Here is an 8,702-nt window from a genome sequence, read left to right as displayed (position 1 = left end):
ACCGCACCTCCCCCGACCACCCACCCCGCGAGTCAGCGCAGATCACAAGGCGTGTCGTGGGGCGCTCGCACAAAGACGCGCGGGACGAATCGGTACACAAGTCACCCGACCGTGCCCTCCCTCGGCACGGGGTGCCGAAGAGGCGTTAGCATGCGGCGCCATGAGTTCCCCCACTGGGCCCGCACCCGGCCTGCCTGTACGAATGCCGCGTCCGCGCCAGCCCGGACGCCACCGCAAACCCGAGCCGGTCGCCGCTCCCGAGGGCGCGCCCGCCCTCGTCCTGGCCGTCCCCGGCGCTCCCACCGCCGCGTCGCGCGGCCTGGCGGAGGAGGTGTCCAGCATCGCCCGCTCCGAGCTGCCCGGCCTCGACGCGCGGATCGGGTACGTCGACGGCGGCGACGAGGAGTTCCCGTCGCTGGAGGCCGTGCTCGCGCACGCCGCCGCCGAGCGCAGGGCCCGCATCGAGGGCGGTGCGCAGGAGCTGAAGGACAGCCCGGCCGCCGTGGTCGTGCCGCTGCTCGCGGGCCCCGACAACGCCCTGCTGCGCCGCATACGCCAGGCGATCATGAACAGCGGCTCCGCCGCCGAGCTCACCGATGTGCTCGGGCCGCACCCGCTGCTCGCCGAGGGCCTGCACGTGCGGCTGTCCGAGGCCGGCCTGGCGCGCGCCGACCGCGCCCGTCTGTTCACGGTCGCAACGGCCGCTGACGGCATCATTCTCGCCACCGTCGGCGGCGAGGAGGCCGTGCAGGCCGCCGGCATCACCGGCATGCTGCTCTCCGCGCGCCTCGCGGTGCCGGTGCTGGCCGCCGCGCTGGACGAGGACGGCGCGATCTCGCGCACGGCCGAGCAGCTGCGCGCCTCCGGTTCGCAGCAGCTGGCGCTGGCCCCGTACCTGATCGGCCCGGAGATCGCCGACGGGCTGCTGGGGGCGGCCGCGGCCGAGGCGGGCTGCGCCTCCGCGGAGGCGCTGGGTGCGTACATGGCGGTGGGCCGCCTGGTCCTGTCCAACTACGCGGCGTCGCTCGGCATCACGCTGCAGTCGGCACAGGGCGCCGCGACCCGCTGAACCGCCGCCGGCCGCCAGCGGCAGCCGGCGACCCGGCCTGGTGAACAAACCAGTGGGCGATGCAGTGGGCAAAGCAGTGAACACAACAGTGGACGAAGCACCGGATGGGCCGTCCCGCACCACGCGGGGCGGCCCATCGCCGTATCCGGGCGCGCCCACGGCGCTCATCCGCTCGTCCGCCCCACCAGCACCCGTACCCGTACCTCCTCCGCGTACGGGCCCTGGGGGAGCGCGGCCCGCAGGCCGGCGGCGAAGTGCGGGCGGTCGGCGCGGGTCGGCAGCCGGCCGGCCGGTACGGCGGAGCAGACGCCGCCGACCAGCTCCTCGAACGTCAGCTCCACGCGGTAGCGGTGGTCGATCTCGCGCACCCCGTCGTAGCCCGCCGCGCGCAGCGCGCGGGCGTAGCGGTCCTGATCGTCGTCGGCCGTGCCGCAGGTGGCCTGGAGGACCGTGCCGAAGTACCGCTCCAGGTAGCCGCGCAGCGCGTCCGCCCAGTAGCTCTCCTGCTGCCAGAGCGGCACGCCGTTCGCGATCACGGCGATGCCGCCGCCGGGCCGGAGCAGCGGGCGCAGCTCGCGGAAGAGCTGCTCGTGGTCCATCCAGTGCAGCGCCTGGCCGATGGCGGCCATGGCCAGGGAGCCGCGGCCGAGCAGCGTGCCGAGCGCCGGGACGTCGCTGTCCGCGCCGAGCACCCAGGTGGCGTTGCGTACGCCTGCCTCGTCGGCGGCCCGGCGGGCCAGCCGCAGCATGTCCGGTTCGGGGTCCATGCCGAGTACGGAGCCGACCCGCTCGGCAAGCGGCACGGTCAGCTGTCCCGTGCCGCAGCCGAGGTCGAGTGCGGTGTCGCCGGCGGTCAGGCCGAAGGCTTCCTGGAGGGCGTCCAGGAGCTCCGGGCGGTAGCCGCGCCGGAAGCGGGCGTAGTACTCGGCGACTTCACCACTGAATCCGACGGTCATGCCGTCAGGGTGCCCGGTTCCTGGCCGCCGCGCCCGGCATTCGGACGATCTCGCCGCCGAGCGTCCGCTATCGGCTGAACATACTCAACGGTCGGTGCGGACGGGCACGTTCCCGAAGACCACGCAGGAAGCCGACGGTACCGGGAGCGAACCTGCCCGCTCCGGGACGCCCGTTTCGGGGTCGACCGTGAACCATGTGACGTCCCCGGAGCGCTCGTTGGCGGCGTAGAGGTGCCGCCCCTCGGGGTGCAGCGCCAAGTCGCGCGGCCAAGTACCGCCGCACGGCACGGTCGTGACGAGCCGCGGCGCCAGACCGTCCTGATCCAGCGTCAGTACGGCGATGCTGTCGTCACCGCGGTTGGCGGCCCAGCCGAACCGTCCGTCGGCGGAGACCACGAACTCGGACGGCAGCGTCGGCGTCACACCGCCCTCGGGCAGTACGGACGTCTCCCCCACCGGCGTCAGCACCCCCTGCACGGCGTCCCAGCGGCAGGTGGTCACCGTCGGCTCCAGCTCGTTGATGATGTACGCGAGCCGGCCGCCCGGGTGGAAGCGCAGATGGCGCGGGCCACTGCCGGCGCGCAGCGCGACCTCGCGGCGCATGACCAGTTGCCCGCTCCCCGGGTCGATGTCGCAGACGCGTACGGAGTCGGTGCCGAGGTCCACGCTGAGCACCCAGCGTCCCGTGGGGTCGGCCACCACGGCGTGCGCGTGCGGGCCGGTCTGCCGCTTGGGGTCCGTACCGCTGCCGCGGTGCTGGAGCACGGCGCCGGGGCCGGGCGCGGTGGGCGCGCCGTCGGCCCGCAGGGGCAGCGCGCTCACGCTGCCGGAGCGGTAGTTGGCGGTCAGCAGGTGTCCGGCGTGCGGGGTGAGGTGGGTGGGCGCGGAGCCGTGTACGGGCACCGGCGGCGCGAGCGGTTCCGGCCGGTCGCCCGCGAGCGAGAACGCCGCGGCCGCGCCGTCGGGCGTCTCGCTCACCACGTACAGCAGCCGGCCGTCGCCGGACACCGCGAGGTAGGCGGGGTGGGTCACCGCGTCGGTGCGGTGCAGTTCCTTCAAGGCCCCGCTCTCCGGATCGACCTCCGCGGTCACGATGCCGGCCCCGCCGGCCGTCGACCCGATGTACGCCCGCCGCCCGGCACCGTTCCGGCTCCCAGCGTTCACACCCGTACCCCGCTTCCCGTCCGCACGCCCCGCATCGGTCGGTCACCGACGCTAACAGCCGGGGTGGCGCGGAGCCCGCCCGAATCCGCCCGTACTCGGTCCGACTGCGTTCGTACAGCCCGTGCGTATCCCGCCCGTGCGGCGTCGTCAGGCGCTGATCAGTGGCGGACGGCCGGAGTCGCGCAGCGGTACCGCGAGTTCGGTGAGCGCTCTTTCCAGGCCGTGGAGATGGGCGAGGGCCGGTTCCGCCGCCGGGATGTGCGACGCGGCGGCCAGGCTCACCCGCTGCCGGCCGGCCACCTGCTCCGGCGACGTCAGCGCCGCCACCGCGGCCTCGACGCGCCGGCAGGCCGCGGTGAGGCGGTCGTCGTGGGACGCCTCGGGATCGGCGGCGACGGCGGCCAGCCCGCGGACCTCGCGGGCGCAGTCGTCGAGCAGGGCGACGACCTGACGCGCCCGCTCCTTGCGAGCACGCAGCGGACTGAGCGGGTGGACCAGCGGGGCGATCGAGACCCGCACCTTGCCGAGCAGCAGCTCCAGCTCGGCGATCCGCGGCGCGGGGTCGGCGGCCGCGGAACCGGCCAGCCGCGCGGCGGCCTCGGCCGTGCAGGCGTGCACGCAGCGCAGCGCGCGCTCGATCCAGGCGTCCGTCGTGGCGTGCGTGGTGACGGGCAGCACGAGCAGCACCGCCAGTACCGCGCCGAGCGCCCCGACGCCCGTCTCCGTGACCCGCAGCACGAGCAGCCCCGGGTCCAGCACTCCGAGGAGCCCGTACAGCAGCCCTGCCATCACCGTCACCGCGAACATCATCCAGGTGTACGAGACGGCGGCCGTGTAGAAGATGCCGAAGACACAGACCGCGACGAGCGCGGCGGTGGGCACCGGCGCGCCGTGCAGCGGTACGGCGACGCCCAGCCCGACGGCGATCCCGATCACCGTGCCGAGCACCCGCCGGAAGCTCCGTACCAGCGTCTCGCCGCTCGACGCGGTGTTCACGAAGACCCACCACGTCGCGCCCACGGCCCAGTACCAACGGTCCTGCGAGAGCAGCTGCCCCGCCGCGAGGGCGAAGGCACCGCCGGCCATGGCCTGGACCGCCTGCCGCGTGGTCGGCCGGGCGAGCCCGGTGCCGGCGTTCAGGGGCGGTACGACGGCGGGCGGCGGCAGCCGGCGCTCGTAGCACCACAGCCCGAAGCGCACGGCCGAGGAGGCGAGCAGCGACAGCAGCATCGCTTCGTACAGCTCGGGCAACTGGCCGGGCACCGTGTGCAGGAACTGCGACGCGAAGAAGGCCATGAAGCCGAGCACGCCGAGTGAGTGGCCCCGCGGCCCCCACCGGCGCGCGTACACCCCGGCGCCGACCACGGCGAGAAAGGCCGCGTCCCGGGCCAACGGGTAGTCGTGCAGCATCGCGGCGAGGGCGAGTACGGGGAAACCCACCGCCGGGAACAGCGCGGTGGTGACCGCCTGCCCGCGGACCGTCGGGTCCGTCACCGTGAAGAGGGCCAGCAGGGCCGCGAGCCCACCGAAGATGACCGCGACCAGCGAATGACCGGCCGCCCCGCACAGGACCACCGCCAGCCCGATGCCGAGCACCGCCCGCAGCGCACTGCGCAACCGCAGCCGCCCCGGATCCGGAGCAACGAACACCCTCTTCAGCACGAATCCCCGCCCCTTCTGCGTTCCAGCACTGCATGGCATGAAAAAGGCGCCGCGGAATCCGCAGCGCCATCGACACGACCATCAGAACACCCGAGGACACACTGGCTCAACAGAGGCCGGATTCACTGTGCCATTGGTCCAGCGGACCGCGCGTCCGGTGCCGCACGGGCGGGCCAATGGACCACTGAGCACCCGCCGGCCCCGGACCGTCTCACGTGCTGAAATACTCGTCTCAGCGGCTTGATCCCAGCAGGTCGGACGGCGCAGAATGCGGGGCATGACTGCTGCTGCCGACCTCCTCGTGGGACGTCTCCACGTCGATCTGTGTCGCCAGTCCAGCGCCAACTGTCGTATCTGACGCCTTCTCCGGCCGCGTTCCCCGCTCTTTCCGGGCCCGCGCTGCCGCGCCTTTCTCCTGCTTTCCGAAGCCCTGCTGTCAGAAGTTCTGCTGTCAGAAGCTCCGCTCTCCGCAGCTCTGCTTTCTGAAGCTCAGCTTCCGCAGCTTTCCTTTCCGCACCCGGTGACGCGCCACTGTCGCCTCCTCCGCGGCGCACCGTCATGCCCTGCGCCGGGCCGCCGTGCCCTGCCCGGACGTGACCCGCCGCCCTTCCCCGGAGTCCTCGATGTCTTCTCCCCTGACGTTCCATTGGTTCCTGCCCACGACCGGTGACAGCCGGCACATCGTCGGCGGGGGCCACGGCTCCTTGCCCGGCACCGCCGGCGGGGACCGGCCCGCCTCCGTCGAGTACCTCGGCCAGATCGCCCGCAGCGCCGAACAGCTGGGCTTCGTCGGGGCGTTGACGCCGACGGGCGCGTGGTGCGAGGACGCCTGGCTGACCACGGCGATGCTCACGCAGGTCACCGAGCGGCTGAAGTTCCTCGTCGCCTTCCGGCCCGGCCAGATCAGCCCGACCCTGTCGGCGCAGATGGCCGCGACCTACCAGCGGCAGTCGCACGGCCGGCTGCTGCTCAACGTCGTCACCGGCGGCGAGTCGGCGGAGCAGCGCGCGTACGGCGACTTCCTCGACAAGGACCAGCGCTACGCGCGCACCGGCGAGTTCCTCGACATCGTGCGGCGGCTGTGGGACGGCGAGACGGTCGACCACCACGGCGAGCATCTGCGGGTCGAGGGCGCCAGGCTCAACCGGCTGCCCGACCCGGTGCCGCAGGTCTACTTCGGCGGCTCCTCGCCCGCGGCCGGCGAGGTGGCCGCGCGGTACACCGATGTCTATCTGACCTGGGGCGAGCCGCCGCAGCAGGTGAAGCAGAAGATCGACTGGATCCGGTCGCTGGCCGCCGCGCAGGGCCGCGACGTACGGTTCGGCATCCGGCTGCACACCATCAGCCGGGACACCTCGGAGCAGGCGTGGGCCGAGGCCGAGCGGCTGCTGAAGGGCATGGACCCCGAACGCATCAAGGCGGTGCAGCAGGGGCTGGCGACCAGCGAGTCCGAGGGCCAGCGCCGGATGCGCGAGCTGCACAACAGCGGGTCCAGCGACAACCTGGAGATCTACCCCAACCTGTGGGCGGGCGTCGGGCTGGTACGCGGCGGCGCCGGCACGGCACTGGTGGGCAGCCACGCCGAGGTCGCGAACCTCATCGAGGAGTACGCCCGGCTGGGCATCGAGGAGTTCGTCCTCTCCGGGGTGCCGCACCTGGAGGAGGCGTACTGGTTCGGCGAGGGCGTGCTGCCGCTGCTGGAGCGGCGCGGCCTGTGGCAGCACCCGGCCGGGCCGCGCACCGTCGAGGCGGGCATCGTCCCGTTCGCCGGCCGATGAGCCCGGCCCCCGCGCCCTCGCAGGCGCCACCGCATCCGGACGAGCACCAGTCGGGCGCCCCGCCGACCCGGCTGAAGACCGTGGTGCTCGCCAGCCTGCTGGGCACCACCGTCGAGTGGTACGACTTCTTCCTGTACTCGACGGCCGCCGGGCTGGTCTTCAACAAGCTGTTCTTCCCGACGGCGAACGGCACGGTCGGCACGATGCTGTCGTTCGCGACGTTCGCCGTGGGCTTCGTCGCCCGCCCGGTCGGCGGGCTGCTGTTCGGGCACATCGGCGACCGCATCGGCCGCAAGCGCACCCTCGCCTTCACGATGGGCCTGATGGGCGTCTCGACCGCGCTCATCGGCCTGCTGCCGACGTACCAGCAGGTCGGACTGCTCGCCCCCGCACTGCTCCTGGTCCTGCGCGTCGCGCAGGGCGTGGCGCTGGGCGGCGAGTGGGCGGGGGCGGTCCTGCTGGCGGTCGAGTACGGGCCCGACGGTCGCAAGGGCCGGTTCGGCAGCTATCCGCAGATCGGCCTGGCACTCGGACTGGCACTCGGTACGGGGGTGTTCGCGCTCCTCAACGACGTGCTCAGCGACGCCGCCTTCCTGGGTTACGGGTGGCGGATCGCGTTCCTCGTCAGCCTGGTGCTCGTCGGGGTCGGCCTGACCGTACGGCTGAAGATCGACGAGACCCCGGCCTTCCGCGCGGTACGCCGGCTGCAGGAGCTGCCGCGCTCCGCGCCCCTGGTGGAGCTGGTTCGCGAGCCCGCGGCGCGTCGGCACGTCCTGCTCGGCATGCTGGCGCGGTGGGGTGAGGGAGCCGCCTTCAACACGTGGGGCGTCTTCGCGATCACTTACGCGACGGGGACGCTGAAGCTGGACCGGACGCCGGTACTGCTCGCGGTGACGGCAGCCGCGCTGGTCATGGCTGTGCTGATACCGGTGTCCGGTGCGGCGGTCGACCGGCTGGGCGCGCGCCGCGTCTACCTCGTGGGCATGGGCGCCTTCGCCGTCTCGGTCTTCCCGGCGTTCTGGCTCTTCGGCACGGGCGGGGCGTGGGCGTTCGCGGTGGCGCTGCTGCTCACCCTCGGTGTCGTGCACGCGTCGTTCTACGGTGCCCAGGGCACGCTGTTCGCCGCGCTGTTCCGTACCCCCGTCCGGTACACGGGCATGTCGTTCGTCTACCAGATGTCCGGCATCTTCGCGTCGGGGATCACCCCGCTGATCATGACGGCGCTGCTGGCCCTGGGATCGGGCACGCCGTGGCTCGCCTGCGGCTACCTGGCCCTGACCGGCCTGGTGAGCATGGTGGCGACCGCCCGGCTCCGGGACTCGGACCTGCACGTCCCGACCGGCCGGTCGCGTCGCCTCACGCCGTAGCCATCGCCGCGCCCGTACGGTACTTGCGTACGTACGCGGTGCAGAGCTCGACGACGAACTTCGTGAGGATCGCCTCGGCGATGACGAGGCCGGCCTTCGCCAGCGCCGCACAAAGGAATTCACCCACCGGAATCACGCTCCTGTCTCTCGTGTCCGCGGCTTCCGGCGGGAGGCCGCGGCGGTCCCTCTGACTCCATCCATGCCCTGGCGAGGTGACGTAGGGATGACCAGGAACCAATGCACGGTTACGCCACGATGAATTGCCGGGCTGCACGACACGGGTTCAGGGCATGCCACGCAGGCCCAGTCGGAGGTGTTCGGTGTGGTGCAGGGCCTCGTCGAGGAGCTGGGCGACATGGCCGTCGTACAGCCGGTAAACGATGCGCCGCCCTTCGCGGTGGCCGCTGACCAGGCCCAGCGTGCGCAGCAGGCGCAGCTGGTGGGAGACGGCGGACTGGGCCATGCCGATCTCCGCGGCGAGCTCGGAGACCGGGTGCGGGCGGTTCCGCAGCGCGGCGAGGATCAGCAGCCGGGAGGGGGCGGCCAGGGCCTGCAGGGTGGTCGCGACGGCCGTCGCGGTCGCCGCGTCCAGGGCCACCCCCTCCTCTTCGCCGATTTCCGCGTCAGCGGCGGGCACGGCCGCGCCTGCCTGCCGCCCGCGCTGGAGCTCCGGTTCATCCGGCCACCGGGTGCGGCGCGGCAGGGC

Annotated in this window: 9 protein-coding genes; 4 read left to right on the top strand and 5 right to left on the bottom strand. The window is 73.1% G+C overall.

Annotated elements, in window-relative coordinates; translation table 11 throughout:
* Nucleotides 1–160 precede the first annotated feature (160 nt).
* Complete coding sequence (locus CCS38_RS35080; protein WP_223737665.1) at nucleotides 161–1,069, top strand: sirohydrochlorin chelatase; 909 nt, start codon at nucleotides 161–163, stop codon at nucleotides 1,067–1,069.
* 164 nt (nucleotides 1,070–1,233) lie between these two features.
* Here CCS38_RS35080 and CCS38_RS35075 read toward each other — a convergent pair whose 3' ends face one another.
* The 3 genes from CCS38_RS35075 to CCS38_RS35065 all read right to left on the bottom strand — a co-directional run bounded on the left by CCS38_RS35075 (nucleotide 1,234) and on the right by CCS38_RS35065 (nucleotide 4,851).
* Nucleotides 1,234–2,025, bottom strand: coding sequence for a class I SAM-dependent methyltransferase (locus CCS38_RS35075; RefSeq protein ID WP_223737664.1), 792 nt, complete (start codon nucleotides 2,023–2,025; stop codon nucleotides 1,234–1,236).
* An 84-nt stretch (nucleotides 2,026–2,109) separates the two neighbouring features.
* On the bottom strand, nucleotides 2,110–3,189 hold the full coding sequence (locus CCS38_RS35070; protein WP_223737663.1) for a lactonase family protein: 1,080 nt from the start codon (nucleotides 3,187–3,189) through the stop codon (nucleotides 2,110–2,112).
* Nucleotides 3,190–3,336: 147 nt separating this feature from the next.
* Nucleotides 3,337–4,851 (bottom strand): FUSC family protein, encoded by a 1,515-nt coding sequence (locus tag CCS38_RS35065; protein ID WP_223737662.1) that lies wholly within the window; start codon nucleotides 4,849–4,851, stop codon nucleotides 3,337–3,339.
* Between the two features lie 268 nt (nucleotides 4,852–5,119).
* Here CCS38_RS35065 and CCS38_RS35820 point away from each other — a divergent pair, with 268 nt between their 5' ends.
* The 3 genes from CCS38_RS35820 (at nucleotide 5,120) to CCS38_RS35055 (ending at nucleotide 7,996) form a co-directional block, all read left to right on the top strand.
* A complete protein-coding gene (locus CCS38_RS35820) occupies nucleotides 5,120–5,209 on the top strand; it encodes a putative leader peptide (RefSeq protein ID WP_372457212.1) in 90 nt (29 codons plus the stop codon).
* Between the two features lie 265 nt (nucleotides 5,210–5,474).
* The gene (locus tag CCS38_RS35060; RefSeq protein WP_223737661.1) at nucleotides 5,475–6,629 is read left to right on the top strand and encodes an LLM class flavin-dependent oxidoreductase; all 1,155 of its coding nucleotides are present in this window, start codon (nucleotides 5,475–5,477) and stop codon (nucleotides 6,627–6,629) included.
* On the top strand, nucleotides 6,626–7,996 hold the full coding sequence (locus tag CCS38_RS35055) for an MFS transporter (protein WP_223737660.1): 1,371 nt from the start codon (nucleotides 6,626–6,628) through the stop codon (nucleotides 7,994–7,996). The genes CCS38_RS35060 and CCS38_RS35055 overlap by 4 nt, the downstream gene beginning before the upstream one ends.
* On the opposite strand, the gene CCS38_RS35050 is transcribed toward CCS38_RS35055, so the two are convergent.
* Nucleotides 7,986–8,123, bottom strand: a complete 138-nt coding sequence (locus CCS38_RS35050; protein ID WP_223737659.1) for a hypothetical protein — start codon at nucleotides 8,121–8,123, stop codon at nucleotides 7,986–7,988. The genes CCS38_RS35055 and CCS38_RS35050 overlap by 11 nt on opposite strands.
* 156 nt (nucleotides 8,124–8,279) lie before the next feature.
* On the bottom strand, nucleotides 8,280–8,633 hold the full coding sequence (locus CCS38_RS35045) for an ArsR/SmtB family transcription factor (protein ID WP_372457213.1): 354 nt from the start codon (nucleotides 8,631–8,633) through the stop codon (nucleotides 8,280–8,282).
* Nucleotides 8,634–8,702: the final 69 nt, after the last annotated feature.

Source organism: Streptomyces purpurogeneiscleroticus (assembly GCF_020024005.1).
In the GTDB taxonomy this organism is placed as follows: Bacteria; Actinomycetota; Actinomycetes; order Streptomycetales; family Streptomycetaceae; genus Streptomyces; species Streptomyces purpurogeneiscleroticus.
This window is presented reverse-complemented; position numbering and strand designations above follow the sequence as displayed.